Consider the following 17,359-nt stretch of genomic DNA (forward strand, 5'->3'; position numbering starts at 1 on the left):
TCAGGGAGTCGACACGCGTGATTGAAGGGACGACACGAGTCAGAGGCGGCGGGAAAGCGGGATGCGCAGCGCGGCTTCCGTCCCCGTCACGCGGGTCGCCGACGTCTCCGGCCGCACCTTCCGCAGCGACAGCGAGCCCCGCAGCTCGGACTCCACCAGCGTCCGGACGATCTGCAACCCGAGCCCGTCGGACCGCTCCAGCGAGAACCCCGCCGGCAGGCCGCGGCCGTTGTCGCGGATCACGACGTCCAGCCAGCGGGCCGAACGCTCCACGATCAGCTCGACCTTGCCCGACCGGCCCGCCGGGAACGCGTGCTCGATCGCGTTCTGCACCAGCTCGGCCAGCACCATCACCAGCGGCGTCGCGATCTCCGCGACCACCACCCCGAACGAGCCCTTCCGCGACAGCCCGACCTGCGACTCCGCCGTGGCGACCTCGCCGACCATCGGCAGCACGTTGTCCAGCAGCTTGTCGAGGTCGACGCGCTCGTCCACCGAAATCGACAGCGCCTCGTGCACCAGCGCGATCGACGTCACCCGGCGCACGGACTCCGCCAGAGCGAGCCGCGCCTCCTCCGACGACGTCCGCCGGGACTGCAGCCGCAGCAACGCGGCCACCGTCTGCAGGTTGTTCTTCACCCGGTGGTGGATCTCCCGGATCGTCGCGTCCTTCGACAGCAGCGCGCGGTCACGCCGTTTCACCTCGGTGACGTCGCGGACCAGCACCAGCGCGCCCGCCGCCTGCCCGGCCGGCCGCAGCGGCAGCGCGCGGAACAGCACCACGGCGCCGCGTCGCGAGTCGGCCTCCGTGCGGCTCGACGGCTTCCCGTCGAGGGCCTCGATGATCCGGTGGGACACCTCGGTGGCGTCGAACGGGTCGCGGATCAGCGACCGCGTCAGCGGCGCCAGCCGGGTGCCGACCAGGTCGGACTCGTGCCCCATCCGGTGGTAGGCGGACAGGCCGTTCGGGCTGGCGAACACGACCGTGCCACTCGAGTCGAGCCGGATCAGCCCGTCCCCCACCCGCGGCGAAGTGTGGGTGTCCGTCGCATTCGTCCCGTTCGGCGGGAACGTACCGTCGACGATCATCTGGCACAGGTCGCCGGCGCTGCCCAGGTACGCGATCTCCAACGGCGACGGCACGCGCGGCGCGGCCAGGTTCGTCTCCCGGCTCATCACGGCGACGACCTCGTCGTGGAACCGCACCGGGATCGCCTCACGCCGCATCGGCAGGTCGCGGTACCAGTGCGGGTCCTCCTCGCGGCAGATCCGCACCTCGCGCATGGCCTTCGCCAGCTGCGGGTGCTCCTGGACCGTGAACCGCGTGCCGACGACGTCTTCGGGGTGCGCCGTCGGCGCCGTCGTCGGCCGCGCGTGCGCGACGCAGACGAAGTCGCCGCCGTCGGGCTGCAGGTCCTCGGTCACCGGGACCCAGAGCAGAAAGTCGGCGAAGGACAGGTCGGCCAGCAGCTGCCACTCCGCGACGACGGTCTGCAGGTGGTCCGCGGCCTCTCCGGGGAGGCCGGTGTTGTCGGCGAGCAGTTCGGCGAGCGTGGACACGCACCCCATCCAACCAGAGCGGGACGTCATGACACACTTGAGAGGTTGACCAGCTTTGACGACGAGGAGTGAACATGTCGAAGCGCGCCCGCAAGCGTCGCGACCGGAAGAAGAACGGCGCGAACCACGGCAAGAAGCCCAACGCCTGATTCCCGGCGTCGGCATGACGAAGGCCCCCACACATCAGCGTGGGGGCCTTCGTCGTGCTCAGGCGCGCTATTCGGAGCGCTGCTCGACGGTGATCTCGGTGCGTTCCACGGTGACGCCGCCGCGCGTGGCGACGGTCTGGCGGATCGACGCGCGCAGCCGGCTCTTCAGCTCGGCCGGGGCGTGGTCGCCGCCGCACTTGCGGGCCAGCAGCTGCTTGAGGTGCTCGTCGATGCCGTACTCCTCGAGGCACGGCGGGCAGTCCTCGATGTGCGAGCGCAGCGCGGCGTCACGCTCGGGGCTGCACTCGCGGTCGAGCAGCAGGTAGATGTCGGCGAGCGCCTCTTCGCAGCGGACCTTGTCGGACGCGCCCTCGCACATGTCGTTCATCGCCCCGCCACCTCCTCCTGGGCACCCCGGATGAAACCGCGTTCCCGCGCCACGTCGGCGAGCAGGTCGCGCAGCTGGGCGCGGCCGCGGTGCAGGCGGGACATCACGGTGCCGATGGGGGTGTCCATGATTTCGGCGATCTCCTTGTACGCGAAGCCCTCGACGTCGGCCAGGTAGACGGCCAGTCGGAACTCCTCGGGCAGCTTCTGCAGGGCGGCCTTGACGTCGGTGTCGGGCAGGTTGTCCATCGCCTCGACCTCGGCCGACCGCAGCCCGCTCGAGGTGTGGTTCTCCGCCTTGGCGATCTGCCAGTCGGTGATCTCCTCGGTGGGCGCCTGCACCGGCTGCCGCTGGCGCTTGCGGTAGCCGTTGATGTAGGTGTTGGTCAGGATGCGGTACATCCAGGCCTTCAGGTTCGTCCCCGCCTTGAAGGAGGCGAAAGCCGCGTACGCCTTGAGGTAGGTCTCCTGGACCAGGTCCTCGGCATCGGCGGGGTTGCGGGTCATCCGCATCGCGGCCGAGTACAGCTGGTCGAGCAGCGGCATCGCGTCCCGCTCGAAACGCTCGGCGCGCTCGGCCTCGGTCGCTTCTTCCGGCGCTGAGTTCTGCGTGCTCGGCAAACCGTTCCCTTCCCGCTCGGCGTCGATGCGCGTGCGCGCATACGGCGGACCCGAGTTTACGCGGGGACCGGGCACGCCGCGGTTCGCCGGTGCCTGGGAACTGCGGCGGCTGCGTGAGCGTGTGGTGGCGAGCGTTGTTGTCACGTCCGGTACAACCGATCGGGGTGATCGGGCATTCCCTAGACTTCCGCCATGGCTGGCAAGGGCACCCCGGCGACGGCGTTGCTGGTGAAGCAAAAAGTGGCGCACACGCTGCACGCCTACGACCACGACCCGCGGGCGGAGTCGTACGGGCTGGAGGCGGTGGAAGCGCTGGGCCTGGACCGCGCCCGCGTGTTCAAGACGCTGGTCGCGGAGGTGGACGGCCGGCTCGTGGTGGGCGTGGTCCCGGTCACGGGACAGCTGGATTTGAAGGCGCTGGCGGCCGCGGCGGGCGGCAAGAAGGCGAAGATGGCGGACCCGGCGGCGGCCCAGCGGGCGACCGGGTACGTGCTGGGCGGGATCTCACCGCTGGGCCACCGGAGCCGGCTCCCGGTGGTGATCGACGCCTCGGCGGAGGGGTTCGAGACGGTGTTCTGCTCGGCCGGCCGGCGGGGGCTGGAAGTGGAATTGGCACCTGCTGAGCTCATCCGGCTGACCGGCGCCGTGGTGGCGCCGATCGGGGCCTGACCTGCAGAAATACCACCCAGGGAGCAACCGGACAGCCCCCGCCCGTCCCTGGGGGGCGGCCCCTGTCCAGCCTATCGGCGGCAGGGGCGCAAAACCCGGCCCTCGGCAAATCTGTGGACAACCGACGCCATTGTGGACAACTCAGGCCAGCGGCCGCAGCACCCGCGACAGCCACTCGGTCGCCGCGCGCGAGACCGTCTCCAGGTCCTTGCCCAGGCTGTGGTCGCCGTCGACCAGGACCAGCTCCTGGTGCGGTCCCGGCTTCGGGCGCCCGAAGGGGTCGCGCTCGCCCTGGATCACCAGGGTGGGGACCTCGACCGCGTCGAACTCCGGCTGGCGCGTCTTCTCCGGCCGGCCCGGCGGGTGTTCCGGGAACGCCAGGCACAGCACCGCCACCGCCTGCCCGGCCGACGCCGTCCGGCAGGCCACCCGCGCGCCCGACGAGCGGCCCCCGAACACGAACGGCAGGCCGTCGAAGCGCTCCGACAGGTCGTCGGCCACCGTCAGCCACGCCGTGTCCAGCTGGTTCGCCGGGGCCGGCGCGCGGCGGCCCGCCACCTTGTACGGCTGCTCGACCAGCGCCACGTGCACGTCCGCGGCCTGCGCCGCGCGCGTCACCGCCACCAGATCCTTCGCCGCGAGGCCGCCGCCCGCGCCGTGGCCGAGCATGAGCACCGCCTCGCCCTCCTCGGCGCAGTGCAGGTAGACCCGCGCCGGGCCGTAGGCGGTTTCGATCGGGATGGCCGTCATGACTTCGGCGCGTCGAACAGGGCGCCCTCTTGCGCCGGGTCGACCCGTTCCAGCAGCTCGGGCCCGTTGTTGCGGACGTTGTTCACCTTGCTCGAGATCGGCCGCAGCTCCAGCGACGCCACGATGTCGTCCGGCGTCGGCACCAGCAGGTCGGTGACGTCTTCGCGGTCCGGGTCCAGCCAGCCGTCCCAATGGGAGCGAGGCACGATCAGCGGCATCCGGTGGTGGACGTCGGTGAGCTGGCCTGCCGCGTCGGTCGTGATGATCGAGAAGGTGATCAGCGGCGCCGCCTTGTCGTCGTCCTTGGGCCGCCAGCTCTCCCAGATCCCGCCGAACGCGATCGAGGAACCGTCCGGCTCCGTCATGTAGAACGGCTCCTTCTCCTTGCCCGTGCGGCGCCACTCGTACCAGCCGTCGGCGGGCACCAGGCAGCGGCGCGACACCAGCGCGCGGCGGAAGGCGGGCTTCTCGGCGGCCGTCTCGGCGCGCGTGTTGATCATCCGCGAGCCGACCGACGGGTCCTTGGCCCAGAACGGCACCAGGCCCCACTTCATCATCCGCAGCGAGCGCTCGGCGGGCTCGTCCTCGAGGACCTGGCCGTCTTCGTCACGCGGGTGCCGCTGCACGACCGTGACCACGTTCTTCGTCGGCGCCACGTTGTGGTCGGCGCGCGCGTGGCCTTCGGTGAGGTCGATCGCGTCGAACTCCTCGATCAGCTTCGCCGGGTCCTTCGTGGCGGCGTAGCGCCCGCACATGGCCAACCTCCTCTCTGTGCCAACCGGGGCTTCGCCCCGTGCCGGGGGCTCCGCCACCCGGACCCCCGAAGCGGGATGCCGAATCGTCCGGGACGCCATCGTTACACGCAGGCCAGGGCCGTGGCGAGCGGCGTGGGATCATTCGGGTGGGCACCGGCACACGAGAGGACGACGGGTTTGGCGCGCAACGACTGGAGCAAGCTGGACGAGTCCGACGTCCGGGTGCGTCCAGGCAAGGGCACCCGGCCCCGCAGCAAGCGCCGTCCCGAGCACGCCGACGCCGTCACGGCCATGGTCATCGGCAAGGACCGCGGCCGCTGGACCTGCGCGATCGACGCCGATCCGGGCCAGGTCATCACGGCCATGCGGGCCCGCGAAATGGGCCGGACACCGGTGGTCGTCGGCGACCGGGTCGGCATCGTCGGGGACGTCTCCGGCAAGCCGGACACCCTCGCGCGGATCATCCGCGTCGACGAGCGCACCAGTTCGCTCCTGCGCACGGCCGACGACACCGACCCGTACGAGCGGCTGGTCGTCGCGAACGCCGAGCGCCTGCTGATCGTCACCGCGCTGGCCGACCCGCCGCCGCGCACCGGCTTCATCGACCGCTGCCTCGTCGCCTGCTACGCGGGGGGCGTCGAGCCAGTCCTGTGCCTGACGAAGGCCGACCTGGCCAGCCCGGACGAGCTCTTGGCCGGCTACGCGGGTCTCGACATCCCGGTGATCGTCAGCCGGTACGACGAACAGCCCGAAGGCCTCGACGAGCTGCTGAAAGACCGCCTGACGGCGCTGGTCGGCCACTCCGGTGTCGGCAAGTCGACATTGGTCAACCGTCTGGTCCCGGACGCCGACCTGGCCGTCGGCGTGGTGAGCGGCGTCGGCAAGGGGCGGCACACGTCCGTCGCGGCCGTGGCGCTGCCGCTGCCGGACGGCGGCTGGGTGATCGACACCCCCGGCGTGCGGTCGTTCGGGCTGGCCCACGTCACCGCGGACCACATCGTGGACGCCTTCGAGGAGTTCGCCGCGGCCGCCGAGGAGTGCCCGTCCGGCTGCGGGCACCTTGGCGCGCCCGAGGACCCGGATTGCGCGCTCGACGACGTCGTCACCGAAGGGAAGGCGAGCCCGGAGCGGCTCGCGTCGCTGCGGCGCCTGCTGGCCTCACGTGGCGGCCACGATGTGACCCGCGCCACTGAGTCCTGAGACAACCGGGAACCGATCGCCGATCGTCACCGTCGTATCGGTAACCAACCACCCGATCAGGCGATATGCCGAGCGGAAGATCCGATTCTGAGGGGAACTCGATGCGCAAGACCACTCTGGTCGCCGCGGGCGCCGCGCTGGTGCTCACGCTGACCGCGTGCAGCGGCAATTCCGCCACCGGCACCGCCGAACCGGCCGCCGCGGGCGGCCAGAACCAGTCCGCCGGCCTCGCTTCGCCGTTCACCGACGCGGTCCAGCTGGCGTCGGCGTCCAAGCAGAACACCGTGAAGTCGAAGTCGGCGAAGTTCACCATGGAGGGCTCGGCCGCCGGCCAGACGCTGAGCGCCACCGGCGCGATGGCCATGGACGAGACGGACACCCGGTTCTCGATGACGAGCACCGAGGCCGGGCAGACCACCGAGATGCGCCTGGTCGACAAGGTCATGTACATCAAGCTGCCCGCCGAGCAGCAGAAGCAGCTGGGCACGGACAAGGCGTGGGCAAAGATCTCGGCCGACGGCACCGACCCGCTGTCGCAGGCGATGGGCGGCGCGCTGTCGCAGTCGGCGGAGCAGAGCGACCCGAGCAAGATGCTCGACCAGATCTCCAAGGCGGGCCGGATCATCTCGTCCGACCAGACCGAGCTGAACGGCGAGAAGGTCAACCACTACAAAGTCGAGCTCGACGTCGCCAAGGCCGTCGACCAGTTCACCGGCCAGCTCCCGGCCGCGACGCGCGACAAGGTCACCGACCTGCTCAAGGGCAAGGACGTCAAGCTCCCGGCCGAGCTGTGGCTGAACAAGGACAACCTGCCGGTGCAGGTCACCATGGACCAGGGCCCGATGATGCAGGCGATGGGCGTGCCGGCCGGCGACGCGAAGTTCACGATGAAGTACAGCGACTGGGGCACCAAGGTCGACGTGACGGCCCCGCCCGCCGACCAGGTGGTCGACTTCGGCGAGCTGTTGAAGAAGGCCGGTCGCTGACCGGACGACGCTGAGTAGCGGCGGCTCCCCCGAACGAGATCGGGGGAGCCGCTGTGTTTTTGTTGGCGCCATGCGCAAAGCCGCCGTGGTGCTGCTGTTCGTCCTGCTCGCCGGTGCGTGCTCCGACCCGCCGCGACGTCCGGCGTTCGACGACGCGCGAGCGCTGGCCGACGCCGCGACGACGGCCACGACGAGCGGCGGCTCGGCGAAGTTCGGCACGGACGTCGCGGTCGGCTCGGTCCGTTCGAAGGGCCAGGGCCAGGCGCGGTTCGGCGCCGCCGGGACGGCCCAGGTGATGACGACGGACTTCCTCGGCGAGCCGGTGGAGCTGCGGCTGGTGGCCGGGAAGCTGTACGCGAAGGTGCCGGAAGGCGCGCGCGACGAGGTCGGCACCGGCAAGCCGTGGGTGGCGGTCGCGGCGGACGGCACGGACCCGTTTTCCCAGGTCCTCGGAGCCAGCCTGACGCAGCTGGCGGCGCAGAACGACCCGGCGCACACCCTCGGCGAGATCCGGACGGCCGGCACGATCGTCGCGGCCGAGCGCACGGACTTGAGCGGAGTGGCCGCGGAGCACTACCGCGTCGACCTGGACCTGGCCCGCCTGGGCACCGACCTGCCGGCGGGGCTGCCCGCGGACGCGGCGGGCCGGGTGGGCGGCAAGTTCCCGGTGGAGCTGTGGCTCGACGAGACGCACCGGCCGTTGCAGATCGTGCTCGACCTGTCGCCGATCCTGCAGGGCGAGGCCCGCATCACGACCCGGTACACGGACTGGGGCACCCCGGTGGATGTCCAGCCACCGCCGGCGGACGAGGTCGGCTAGTCAGAGCAGCTCGAGCAGGAACGGCAGCTCCTGCGGCGCGTACCAAGCCAGCTCGTGGTCCTCCGCGTCCCCCAACGTGAACTCCGCGTCCGGATCCCCCAGGTCCGCCGCGTCGATCACCGCCGCCGCGGCGGCCACCGCCTCGGCCGCCTCGGGGGCGTCCACGTGGATCGCCGCCACGGCCGACAACGGGATCGGGCCGCCGATCCGCACCACCGGTGCGTCCAGGTCCGGGCGCAAAGTCAGGCCCTCGACGTCCGCCGAGACCACCACCCGGCGTGGCTCGCCCTTCTCCTCGGCCGCGATCAGGCGCAGCGACGCGCGGGCCGCGTCCAGCAACGCCGCGTACTCCAGCTCCTCGTCGGACCCGCTCACGTACGCCTCACGCAACGCCGGCGTCAGCGCGAACGCCGTTCCGCTGCGGGCGCGGAACTCCCCCGATGTCTCGAGGTCGCGAAGCATCGCGATGGTCGCAGGCAGATAAACCCTCACCAGTGCGCACCCTTCAGCTCTTCCAAGGACTCTTCGATCATCCCGGCGACCAGATCGACGTCGAACGCGGCCTTGCGGTCGCCGTTCAGTCCGAAGTAGACGCCGCCGTGGTAGGAGGTCACCCCGATCGCCAGCGCCTGGGTGCGCATCAACGGCATCACCGGGAACATCTCGACCAGTCTGGCCTCTCCCGCGTACATCGGCACCTGGGGGCCCGGTGAATTGGTCACCATGACGTTGAAGATGCGCCCGGACAGCGACCCCGCCGCTCGCGCGCCGAGGGAGTGCAGGGTAGCCGGGGCGAAGCCGCCGACCTTGAGCAGGCCGCGCGCCGCCACCGAACGGCCCGAATCGAGGTGCTCGGCCATCGCGTGCCCGATGTGCTGCAGCCGCAGGACCGGGTTCGGCTCGCCGACCGGCAGGTCCACCAGGTACGCCGCCACCTGGTTGCCGACCAGCCCCGGCGTCGAGTACGCGGGGGTCTCCGCGTCGCGGACCGCCAGCGGCACCAGCGCGCGGATCGTCGTGTCGGGCGTCAGCTGGACCTCGCGCGAAAGCAGCCATTCGCGCAGCGCCCCCGTGATGGCCGCGAGGACGACGTCGTTGACCGTGCCGCCGTGCGCCGCGCGGATCTTGCGGAAGTCCTCCAGCCGCGTGCGGACCACGCCGAACACGCGACCGCCGGACACCCGGACGTTCAGCGGCCCCGGCGGCGCCGGACTCACCAGGGTGCGCAGCGTCGACGCCACCCCGCCGACGGTCTCGGCGAACTTGCCCGCCGCCGCGAACGCGTCGTTCGCCGCCGACCGGACGTTCTCCACCACCTCGCCCGGCCGCTGGACGCCCTCGCTGATCGCGTCCAGCACCAGCTGGGTGCGGCTCGGCTCGCGGCGCGGCGTCCAGATGTCCTCGAACGGCTCCGGCTCGGCCGGCGCCGGGTCGAGGACGATCTGGCCGAGGTCGATCGTGCCGACACCGTCCACAACGGACTGGTGGGTCTTCGTCACCAGTGCCACCCGGTCGCCGGCCAGCCCCTCGATGAAGTACGCCTCCCAGAGCGGCCGCTCCGGCGCCAGCCGCCGCGACATCAGGCGCGCGACCAGGTCGAACAGCTGCTCGTCACTGCCCGGCTGGGGCAGCGCCGAGCGCCGGATGTGGTAGTTCAGGTCGAAGTCGACGTCGTCCACCCACACCGGACGCGCCAGGTGGCCCGGCACGTCCAGTACGCGCTGCCGGTACCGCGGCAGGTAGGCCAGCCGTCCGCCGATGAGGTCGACGAGCTGGGCGTAGCCGAACCCGGAGCGCGGCCGCTCGAAGATCGCCACGCCGCCGACGTGCATCGGGGTCGCGTGGTCCTCGAGGTAGAGGAACGAGGCGTCCAGCGCGGAAAGGCGGTCGGGCATGGGGCGATCCTTACACAGTGCGAGACTGCTGGGTGTGGGTGATGAGTCGACTATCTCGCCGAAGGACCGCTTCCTGACCGTGTACGGCCGGAAGCCGGTGCTCGAGGCACTGGCGGACGACGGCCTGCGGGTGGACAAGGTGATCCTCGCCGACACCGCCCGTGGGCCCGGCGCGGCGGAGATCCAGCGCGCGGCGAAGGCGGCCGGCGTGCCGGTGCAGCGCGCCAGCGCCCACCGGGTCAAGGTGCTCGCCGGGAACGGCAAGCAGGACCAGGGGGTGCTCGCCGACGTCCTGGCCCCGCGGATGCGAGCGCTTTCCGCGGCACTGGCCGACCGGCGCCCGCCGTCGCGGGTGCTGCTGCTGGACGGCATCACCACGCCCGCGAACGTCGGCATGATCCTGCGGACGGCGACCGCGGCCGGCTTGGACGGGGTGATCGTGCCCCGGCGCGGCGTCGCGGCGCTCGACCCGCTGGTGGTCAAGGCGTCGGCCGGGGTGGCGTTCCGCGCGCCGGTGCTGCGCTGCGGCTCGGCCCGCGAGGCCGCGGAGATGCTGGCCGAAGCCGGCTTCGGGCTCTACGCGCTGGGCGCGTCGGCTCGCACGACGGTGTTCGACGTCGACCTGCCGCAGCGCGCCGCGTTCGTCCTCGGCGGCGAGACGGCCGGGGTCGGGGCGGAGGTCGGCGAGCTCGTCACGGAATGGCTGTCGATCCCGATGCCGGGTGACGTCGAGTCGCTGAACGTCTCGGCCGCCGCCGCGGTGCTGTCGTTCGAGCTGGTCCGCCGCGCGCGCTGACCCTCACCCCGCGAACAGCACGGCGAGTTCGCCCAGCGTCTCGCTGACCGACCGGTGGTGCACCCCGACCATGCCCGCCTCGACGGCGCCGCGGATGTTCGTGGCGGAGTCGTCGACGAACGCGCAGCGCGTGGCGGGCAGCCCGAGCCGGTCGGCCGCGATCAGGTAGACCGCCGGGTCCGGCTTGGCCACGCCGACCTCACCGGAAAACACCAGCGCGTCGAAATAGTCGAACATCGTGTTCTTGACCTCGTCCGACGCCCCGGGGGCGTTGGACAGCAGCGCAGTGCGGACGCCGCGCTCGCGTGCGGCCGCCAGGTAGTCGTAGAACCGGCCGGCGTCGGGATCGGTGAGAACTCCGGCGAAATCGACCAATAGCCCTTTCAACACCCGGCACACCATAGCCGGGGCGGCGAGGCGGTGTCTCGCCGCCGCGGTCGGCTTACCGCAACGGTCGCCGGTAATCCACGGCTTCGGCGGTTCTCGCCCGGATCGTGCGATTCCGGTGTCCTTTCCGGTCCGTTCCCCCTCTAAGCGAATAGCCGAGTCAGGGAGGGAAGGAAATGATCGAGGAACATCGGTTGCGAACGCTGATCCACTGCGAGGCGCCTCGCCGGGCGGACCGTCCGGAATGGGCGGCATCGCGGGAGCACCACCGCGGCGACGCGCGGTCCCCGGCGCCGAGGCAGCTCGATGCGGGCGAGGTGGGCCACCTGCTGAACATGCTGCTGGAGGCCTACGACGGCCGCCGCCCGGCGGCGCAGGTCCGCGCCTTGGTAGCGCCGGAGGTGTACGCGGGTTTCATCGGTCCACGCAGGACAAGGCCACGGCACCGGACGCAGACGGTCCACACGTGCACCCCGGCCCCGGAGGTGGTCGAGGCGTGCGCACGCGTGGAGGCGGACGGCCGGTCGTTCGCGCTGGCGGCCCGTTTCACCCGCACCCCCACGGGCTGGCGGTGTGTCCGGTTCGCACTGTTGAAACCGCAGCAGCCGGCCAAGCCGATCCGGCGAGCCGCATGAGGCGGCGAGGTGGCGGCCGCTCACCGCCGGTCGAAAAGCGGCGAGCTCAGGCGGAGAGGCGGAGCCGCTCGCCACCGGCCGAACGAGCGGCGAGGTGAGGCACAGAGGCGCCGACCGCTCCCGACGGCTTGCGGAGGGGCGCGCCACATCCACCGCCCACGGGACCGCGCCGCGCCGCCCCGGCGCGGTCCGCCGGGGCGACCTTGTCGTCGCGGCCGGTCGGATCAGCGCGCCGGAACCTAACCGCCGCTCGCCACGGAAAGGGCCGACAAGCCGCGCAAGGTTGTCGTCGGGTTCCACTCCGGCGTGCCCGTCAATGTCAGGCCCGGGCGGTGGCGAGCCAGTTCGCGGAATGCGATTCGGGCCTCCAACCGCGCCAATGGCGCACCCAAGCAGAAGTGGATGCCCTGGCCGAACGCCAAATGCCGGCCCGGCTCCCGCGCCGGGTCGAAGGATTCCGGGGACGGGCCCGTGGCCGGGTCGCGGTTGGCCGCGCCGAGCACGATGATCAGCTGGCTGTCCGCCGGGACCGCCAGTTCGCCCAGCTCCGCGTCGCGCAGGGCCGTGCGAGCCGTCAGCTGGACCGGTGAGTCGTAGCGCAGCACCTCCTCCACCACCCGCGCCGCGTTCTCGCCGTCCGTGCCCAGCGGCTTCAGGCCGTCCGGGCCGCGCAGCAGCGCCAGGACCCCGTTGCCGATCAGGTTCGTCGTCGTCTCGTGGCCGGCGATCAGCAGGAGCGTGAGCGTCACCAGCAGCTCGCCCTCGGTGAGCACGTCGCCCGCGTCGGACACCGCGACCAGGGCCGACAGCAGGTCGTCACCCGGCTCGCGCCGGCGTCGGGCCGCCAGCTCGCGGAAGTAGCCCACGAACGACTGCCGTGCCCTGACCGCGGGTTCGAACGTCTCCGGGCGCTGCAGGAACGGCGGGTCCAGCGCCCGCGCCATCGCGTGCGACCACTCGGCGAACCGCTCGCGGTCGTCCAGCGGTACGCCGAGGAGTTCCGCGATCACCTCGACCGGCAACGGCTTCGCGAGCGCCGCCATCACGTCGAATTCTGCCGGCGCGCGGGCGACCAGTGCGGCCGCGATCTCCTCGATGCGCGGCGTGAGCTGCTCGACCATCCGCGGGGTGAACGCCTTCGCCACCAGCCGCCGCAGGCGTGTGTGGTCCGGCGGGTTCAGCGAGAGGAACGCCCGGACCACGCGACCTGATTCGTCGACCGGCTGGTCCGGGAGGCGGTCCGCCGGATCCAGGTACTCGGGCTCGGGGTGCCCGAACGCCGGGTCGCGCAGCACCTGCGTCGCCTCGGCGAGGCCGCTCACCACGAACATCCGCTCGTTCAGCGCCGCGACCGGCCACCGCTCGCGCCACCGCCGGTACGCCGGGTACGGGTCCGGCCGCCGCTCGGGCGCGAACAACGCGAAGAACTCCTGCGGATCCGCCGACGTCACCAAGCCCTCCCCCGTTCATGACACCGGGACGCGCGGACCAGCCGCGCGCCCCGGTTGTTACATAGTCACCGGTCACACAGTGTCAGCGACGCGGGCCCTTCTTGCCCTTCTTGGCGGCGTCGCGCTGGGCGGCACGGCGGTCCCGGCGGGTACCGCCGGCGCCACCGCTCGCGGCCTGCGCCGCGCCCTCGGCGTGGGACTCGACCTCGCCGTCCTCACCCGGGCCGGACAGCGTCATGCCCGGCTGCTGGCCACCGCCGCCGAGGCCCTTGCCGCGCAGGGCGGCCGGGACGGACTCGGTGTCGGTCGTCGGCGGCTGCGGCGGCGCCGGACGCGCGTGCCGGCCTTCCGAGGACGCAGCTGTCTGGCCGTTGCCCGTCGGGACGCCCGTCGGCAACGCCGCGGCTTCCTCGGCCGGCGGCGCTTCGGCGCGCTCGACCTGCAGGTTGAACAGGAAGCCGACGGCCTCCTCCTTCAGCGAGTCGAGCATCGCGCGGAACATGTCGAAGCCCTCGCGCTGGTACTCGATCAGCGGGTCGCGCTGCGCCAGCGCCCGCATGCCGATGCCCTGCTTGAGGTAGTCCATCTCGTAGAGGTGCTCGCGCCACTTGCGGTCGAGGACCGTCAGCATCACCTGGTGCTCCAGGGTCCGCATGCCCTCGGGGCCGACGAGCGCGTTGATCTCCGCTTCGCGCTTGTCGTAGGCGTTGCGGGCGTCCTGGACCAGCGCCTCGCGCAGGGAGTTCTCATCGAGGTCGCCGTCCTCCATGAGGTCGTCCCACTCGATGCTCACCGGGTACAGCGTCTTCAGCGCCGTCCACAGCTTCTCGTGGTCCCAGTCCTCGGCGTAACCGCTGGCCGTCGCACCGTCCACATAGGCGTTGACGACGTCGACGAGCATGCCCTCGATCTGGTCGCGCAGGTTCTCGCCGGCCAGGACGCGGTGGCGCTCGGCGTAGATCACCTTGCGCTGCTCGTTCATGACCTCGTCGTACTTGAGGACGTCCTTGCGCTGCTCCATGTTGATCTGCTCGACCTGGGTCTGCGCGCTCTTGATGGCCTTGGAGACCATCTTGTGCTCGATCGGCACGTCGTCGGGCAGGCGCATGGTCGTCATGACGCGCTCGACCATCGTCGCGTTGAAGCGGCGCATGAGCTCGTCACCGAGCGACAGGTAGAAGCGGGACTCGCCCGGGTCGCCCTGCCGGCCGGAACGACCGCGGAGCTGGTTGTCGATGCGGCGCGACTCGTGCCGCTCGGTGCCCAGGACGTAGAGGCCGCCCGCCTCGCGGACCTCTTCGCCCTCGGCCTTCGACTCCGCCTTGACCTGCTCGAGGACCTCGGGCCAGGCGGCCTCGTACTCCTCGGAGTGCTCGACCGGGTCCAGGCCGCGCTCGCGCAGCACCTGGTCCGCGATCAGGTCGGGGTTGCCGCCGAGCACGATGTCGGTACCGCGGCCTGCCATGTTCGTGGCGACCGTGACGGCGCCCTTCTGGCCGGCGCGCGCGACGATCAGCGCCTCGCGGTCGTGGTGCTTCGCGTTCAGCACCTCGTGCGGGACGCTCAGCTTGACCAGCAGCTTCGACAGGTGCTCGGACTTCTCGACGCTCGTGGTGCCGACGAGGACCGGCTGGCCCTTCTCGTGCCGCTCGGCGATGTCCTCGGCGACGGCCTCGAACTTGGCCTGCTCGGTCTTGTAGATCAGGTCCGCCTGGTCGACGCGGATCATCGGCCGGTTCGTCGGGATCGGCACCACACCCAGCTTGTAGGTCTGGTGGAACTCCGCGGCCTCGGTCTCGGCCGTACCGGTCATGCCGGCCAGCTTTTCGTAGAGCCGGAAGTAGTTCTGCAGCGTGATCGTCGCGAGGGTCTGGTTCTCGGCCTTGATCTCGACCTTTTCCTTGGCCTCGATCGCCTGGTGCATGCCCTCGTTGTAGCGGCGGCCGTGCAGGATGCGCCCGGTGAACTCGTCGACGATCATGACTTCGCCGTTGCGGACGATGTAGTCCTTGTCGCGGTGGAAGAGCTCCTGGACCTTCAGCGCGTTGTTCAGGTAGCCGACCAGCGGGGTGTTCGCGGCCTCGTACAGGTTGTCGATGCCGAGCTGGTCCTCGACGAACCGGACGCCCTTCTCGGTGACGGCCACCGTGCGCTTCCGGACGTCGATCTCGTAGTGGTACTTCGAGTTGATCAGATTCGTCTTCTCGACCCGCTCACGCGACCCCATCGTGGTGGTGTCGATGCCGTTCATCAACGGGACGAGCCGCGCGAACTCGACGTACCAGCGCGAGGACTGGTCCGCCGGGCCCGAGATGATCAGCGGCGTCCGGGCCTCGTCGATGAGGATCGAGTCCACCTCGTCGACGATGGCGTAGTTGTGCCCGCGCTGCACGCAGTCGTCGAGGCTCCACGCCATGTTGTCGCGCAGGTAGTCGAAGCCGAACTCGTTGTTCGTGCCGTAGGTGATGTCGGCGTTGTACTGAGCGCGCCGCACGTCCGGCTGCTGCTCCGAAAGGATGACGCCGACCTCGAGTCCGAGGAAGCGGTGGATGCGGCCCATCCACTCCGAGTCGCGCTTGGCCAGGTAGTCGTTCGTCGTGACGACGTGGACACCCTTGCCGGGGATGGCGTTGAGGTAGGCGGGGAGGACGCAGGTGAGCGTCTTGCCCTCGCCGGTCTTCATTTCGGCGACCTGGCCGAGGTGCAGCGCCGCGCCGCCCATCAGCTGGACGTCGAAGTGACGCTGGCCCAGCACCCGCTTGGCCGCCTCCCGGACGACCGCGAAGGCCTCCGGGAGCAGGTCGTCGAGGGATTCGCCGTCGCCGTTCCGCTTGCGGAACTCCTCGGTCTTGGCCCGCAGCTCGGCGTCGGTCAGGTCCTTGACGTCGTCTTCGAGGGTGTTGATGTGATCGGCGATGTTGCGCAGCCGCTTCACCATCTTGCCCTCACCCGCGCGGAGCAGGCGGTTCAGCACCATCCGGTCGACCTCACTAGCTGAATATGAGCACGCCCAGGCCGGTCCCGGGCAGGTTCTCCCGCGGTGGCGGCCGAGTTCGGCGCCACCTTCCCACCCCCATCGTAGGGAACGGTGGCCGTCGTGTGCACACGCCGTACGTCCTGACATGCGGAGGGCCCGCACGCGAGCGCGTGCGGACCCTCCGGCAGGCCTCCTTCGAGCCCGGCTCAGCCGAGCCGGATCACGCCGTAGTCGAAGCCTTTCCGCCGGTAGACCACGCTGGGCCGGCCCGCGTCGGAGTCGTTGAAGAGGTAGAAGTCGTGGCCGACCAGTTCCATCTCGTAGAGAGCCTGGTCCACCGTCATGGGGTCGGCGGTGTGCTGCTTCTCGCGGACGACGCGGCCGGGCTGGTGACCCAGGTCGTCGTCGGCCCAGCTCTGCTGCTGGGGCAGGTGGAATTCTTCGGCACTCGCGAAGCCGTTCGGCTGAGGTTCGGCTTCGGGTGCGTCCAACACCGCGGTACGCGCGGCGGGACTGGCTGCGGCAGGGGATCCACCACCCGGCAGTGCCGAGGTCGCTTCGGCGACCGATTCCGGACGGCTGCGGCCGTAGTGCACGCGCCGCCGGTCGTGCGTCCTCCGCAGCCGGTTTTCCAGCTTGGTGACTGCGGAATCGAGCGCCGCGTAGAAGTCGGCGGCACACGCTTCAGCGCGTACGGCCGGGCCTCGCCCCTTTCCGGTGATTTCGACGCGCTGGCAACTCTTGGCCTGGCGCCGGTTGGGTTCGTGGAACAGTTCCACGTCGTACCGGATGACTTTCCTGTCGTAGCGCTCGAGGCGGGCCAGCTTTTCGCTGACAAGTGCCCGATAGTGGTCGGGCACCTCCACGTTGCGGCCCTTAACGACGATGTCCATACACGACCTCCCTCGCTGAGATGACTGCGAGCTGATGTGTTCACACACGGCGCCGGTATTGCGGGGACGTGAGCCCGGATCGCGGGCTGAGAAGGAACTCGGAAACGGTGGACGACGTCTCGTTCCGGTGACCGAGCGCGGACTCAGCGCACCTCCGGCGCCAGGGACATGGGCTCGTCACCTCCCTGCCTGCGGGGATTGCTGATTGCGGAGCACGTTAGCTTCCCCACGCCCGTTACAACAGCCCCCGAGCCGGGGGATGTCAGGGGATGGGACTCGGTCACCCCGCGCAGTGATCGCGAAGTGGGCACCGCAAAACACCCGCTGGTCGGACGCGGCGCGGTGACCGTGCTTTCACACGGACGGCGCATCGCTGCCTGCTGGTGGACGCCGAGGGTGACAGCCCGGTCTCCCGCAGCCGCCACTCC

The 17,359-nt window shown here is 70.9% G+C and carries 18 protein-coding genes; 7 read left to right on the plus strand and 11 right to left on the minus strand.

Annotated elements, in window-relative coordinates; translation table 11 throughout:
* Positions 1-39 precede the first annotated feature (39 nt).
* Complete coding sequence (locus ISP_RS41205) at positions 40-1,560, minus strand: sensor histidine kinase (protein WP_013229710.1); 1,521 nt, start codon at positions 1,558-1,560, stop codon at positions 40-42.
* Positions 1,561-1,634: 74 nt separating this feature from the next.
* On the opposite strand from ISP_RS41205, the gene ISP_RS48450 reads away from it, so the two are divergent.
* Positions 1,635-1,709, plus strand: a complete 75-nt coding sequence (locus ISP_RS48450; protein ID WP_098515123.1) for a 50S ribosomal protein bL37 — start codon at positions 1,635-1,637, stop codon at positions 1,707-1,709.
* Between the two features lie 67 nt (positions 1,710-1,776).
* Here ISP_RS48450 and rsrA read toward each other — a convergent pair whose 3' ends face one another.
* Positions 1,777-2,097: a mycothiol system anti-sigma-R factor gene (rsrA, locus tag ISP_RS41210; RefSeq protein ID WP_013229711.1), complete on the minus strand. Its 321-nt coding sequence runs from the start codon at positions 2,095-2,097 to the stop codon at positions 1,777-1,779.
* Positions 2,094-2,717 (minus strand): sigma-70 family RNA polymerase sigma factor, encoded by a 624-nt coding sequence (locus ISP_RS41215; protein ID WP_013229712.1) that lies wholly within the window; start codon positions 2,715-2,717, stop codon positions 2,094-2,096. The genes rsrA and ISP_RS41215 overlap by 4 nt, the downstream gene beginning before the upstream one ends.
* Before the next feature lie 192 nt (positions 2,718-2,909).
* Here ISP_RS41215 and ybaK point away from each other — a divergent pair, with 192 nt between their 5' ends.
* Positions 2,910-3,386, plus strand: a complete 477-nt coding sequence (ybaK, locus tag ISP_RS41220) for a Cys-tRNA(Pro) deacylase (protein WP_013229713.1) — start codon at positions 2,910-2,912, stop codon at positions 3,384-3,386.
* A gap of 141 nt (positions 3,387-3,527) precedes the next feature.
* Here ybaK and ISP_RS41225 read toward each other — a convergent pair whose 3' ends face one another.
* Both ISP_RS41225 and ISP_RS41230 read right to left on the minus strand, forming a co-directional pair.
* Positions 3,528-4,136 carry an alpha/beta hydrolase family protein gene (locus ISP_RS41225; protein WP_013229714.1) on the minus strand — a complete coding sequence of 203 codons (609 nt, stop codon included), beginning with the start codon at positions 4,134-4,136 and terminating at the stop codon, positions 3,528-3,530.
* Complete coding sequence (locus tag ISP_RS41230; protein WP_013229715.1) at positions 4,133-4,891, minus strand: SOS response-associated peptidase; 759 nt, start codon at positions 4,889-4,891, stop codon at positions 4,133-4,135. Before ISP_RS41230 ends, ISP_RS41225 begins: the two co-directional genes overlap by 4 nt.
* Before the next feature lie 177 nt (positions 4,892-5,068).
* On the opposite strand from ISP_RS41230, the gene rsgA reads away from it, so the two are divergent.
* From rsgA to ISP_RS41245, 3 genes are all read left to right on the plus strand, one after another.
* Positions 5,069-6,091: a ribosome small subunit-dependent GTPase A gene (gene rsgA, locus ISP_RS41235; protein WP_013229716.1), complete on the plus strand. Its 1,023-nt coding sequence runs from the start codon at positions 5,069-5,071 to the stop codon at positions 6,089-6,091.
* A gap of 101 nt (positions 6,092-6,192) precedes the next feature.
* On the plus strand, positions 6,193-7,077 hold the full coding sequence (locus tag ISP_RS41240) for an SCO4651 family lipoprotein (protein ID WP_013229717.1): 885 nt from the start codon (positions 6,193-6,195) through the stop codon (positions 7,075-7,077).
* Between the two features lie 70 nt (positions 7,078-7,147).
* Positions 7,148-7,897 (plus strand): SCO4651 family lipoprotein, encoded by a 750-nt coding sequence (locus tag ISP_RS41245; RefSeq protein ID WP_013229718.1) that lies wholly within the window; start codon positions 7,148-7,150, stop codon positions 7,895-7,897.
* On the opposite strand, the gene ISP_RS41250 is transcribed toward ISP_RS41245, so the two are convergent.
* Positions 7,898-8,389: a DUF6912 family protein gene (locus tag ISP_RS41250; RefSeq protein ID WP_013229719.1), complete on the minus strand. Its 492-nt coding sequence runs from the start codon at positions 8,387-8,389 to the stop codon at positions 7,898-7,900.
* A complete protein-coding gene (locus tag ISP_RS41255; RefSeq protein WP_013229720.1) occupies positions 8,386-9,792 on the minus strand; it encodes a WS/DGAT/MGAT family O-acyltransferase in 1,407 nt (468 codons plus the stop codon). Before ISP_RS41255 ends, ISP_RS41250 begins: the two co-directional genes overlap by 4 nt.
* 34 nt (positions 9,793-9,826) lie before the next feature.
* Here ISP_RS41255 and ISP_RS41260 point away from each other — a divergent pair, with 34 nt between their 5' ends.
* A complete protein-coding gene (locus ISP_RS41260) occupies positions 9,827-10,588 on the plus strand; it encodes a TrmH family RNA methyltransferase (protein WP_013229721.1) in 762 nt (253 codons plus the stop codon).
* Positions 10,589-10,591: 3 nt separating this feature from the next.
* On the opposite strand, the gene ISP_RS41265 is transcribed toward ISP_RS41260, so the two are convergent.
* The gene (locus ISP_RS41265) at positions 10,592-10,963 is read right to left on the minus strand and encodes an HAD-IA family hydrolase (RefSeq protein WP_013229722.1); all 372 of its coding nucleotides are present in this window, start codon (positions 10,961-10,963) and stop codon (positions 10,592-10,594) included.
* Positions 10,964-11,151: 188 nt separating this feature from the next.
* Here ISP_RS41265 and ISP_RS41270 point away from each other — a divergent pair, with 188 nt between their 5' ends.
* Positions 11,152-11,610, plus strand: coding sequence for an Rv3235 family protein (locus ISP_RS41270; RefSeq protein ID WP_013229723.1), 459 nt, complete (start codon positions 11,152-11,154; stop codon positions 11,608-11,610).
* A gap of 239 nt (positions 11,611-11,849) precedes the next feature.
* On the opposite strand, the gene ISP_RS41275 is transcribed toward ISP_RS41270, so the two are convergent.
* The 3 genes from ISP_RS41275 to hpf form a co-directional block, all read right to left on the minus strand.
* Positions 11,850-13,061 (minus strand): cytochrome P450, encoded by a 1,212-nt coding sequence (locus ISP_RS41275; RefSeq protein WP_013229724.1) that lies wholly within the window; start codon positions 13,059-13,061, stop codon positions 11,850-11,852.
* A gap of 82 nt (positions 13,062-13,143) precedes the next feature.
* A complete protein-coding gene (gene secA / locus ISP_RS41280; protein ID WP_013229725.1) occupies positions 13,144-16,038 on the minus strand; it encodes a preprotein translocase subunit SecA in 2,895 nt (964 codons plus the stop codon).
* Between the two features lie 206 nt (positions 16,039-16,244).
* Positions 16,245-16,931 carry a ribosome hibernation-promoting factor, HPF/YfiA family gene (gene hpf / locus ISP_RS41285; RefSeq protein ID WP_013229726.1) on the minus strand — a complete coding sequence of 229 codons (687 nt, stop codon included), beginning with the start codon at positions 16,929-16,931 and terminating at the stop codon, positions 16,245-16,247.
* Positions 16,932-17,359 lie beyond the last annotated feature (428 nt).

The sequence above is a fragment of the Amycolatopsis mediterranei genome (assembly GCF_026017845.1).
Classification (GTDB): domain Bacteria; phylum Actinomycetota; class Actinomycetes; order Mycobacteriales; family Pseudonocardiaceae; genus Amycolatopsis; species Amycolatopsis mediterranei.

Excerpts from the sequence above, each read along its gene's own strand:
- rsrA (WP_013229711.1), bottom strand. The coding sequence starts at position 2,097 with ATGAACGACATGTGCGAGGGCGCGTCCGACAAGGTCCGCTGCGAAGAG.
- ybaK (WP_013229713.1), top strand. The coding sequence starts at position 2,910 with ATGGCTGGCAAGGGCACCCCGGCGACGGCGTTGCTGGTGAAGCAAAAA.
- ISP_RS41225 (WP_013229714.1), bottom strand. The coding sequence starts at position 4,136 with ATGACGGCCATCCCGATCGAAACCGCCTACGGCCCGGCGCGGGTCTAC.
- ISP_RS41230 (WP_013229715.1), bottom strand. The coding sequence starts at position 4,891 with ATGTGCGGGCGCTACGCCGCCACGAAGGACCCGGCGAAGCTGATCGAG.
- ISP_RS41240 (WP_013229717.1), top strand. The coding sequence starts at position 6,193 with ATGCGCAAGACCACTCTGGTCGCCGCGGGCGCCGCGCTGGTGCTCACG.
- ISP_RS41245 (WP_013229718.1), top strand. The coding sequence starts at position 7,148 with ATGCGCAAAGCCGCCGTGGTGCTGCTGTTCGTCCTGCTCGCCGGTGCG.
- ISP_RS41255 (WP_013229720.1), bottom strand. The coding sequence starts at position 9,792 with ATGCCCGACCGCCTTTCCGCGCTGGACGCCTCGTTCCTCTACCTCGAG.
- ISP_RS41270 (WP_013229723.1), top strand. The coding sequence starts at position 11,152 with ATGATCGAGGAACATCGGTTGCGAACGCTGATCCACTGCGAGGCGCCT.
- secA (WP_013229725.1), bottom strand. The coding sequence starts at position 16,038 with ATGGTGCTGAACCGCCTGCTCCGCGCGGGTGAGGGCAAGATGGTGAAG.
- hpf (WP_013229726.1), bottom strand. The coding sequence starts at position 16,931 with ATGGACATCGTCGTTAAGGGCCGCAACGTGGAGGTGCCCGACCACTAT.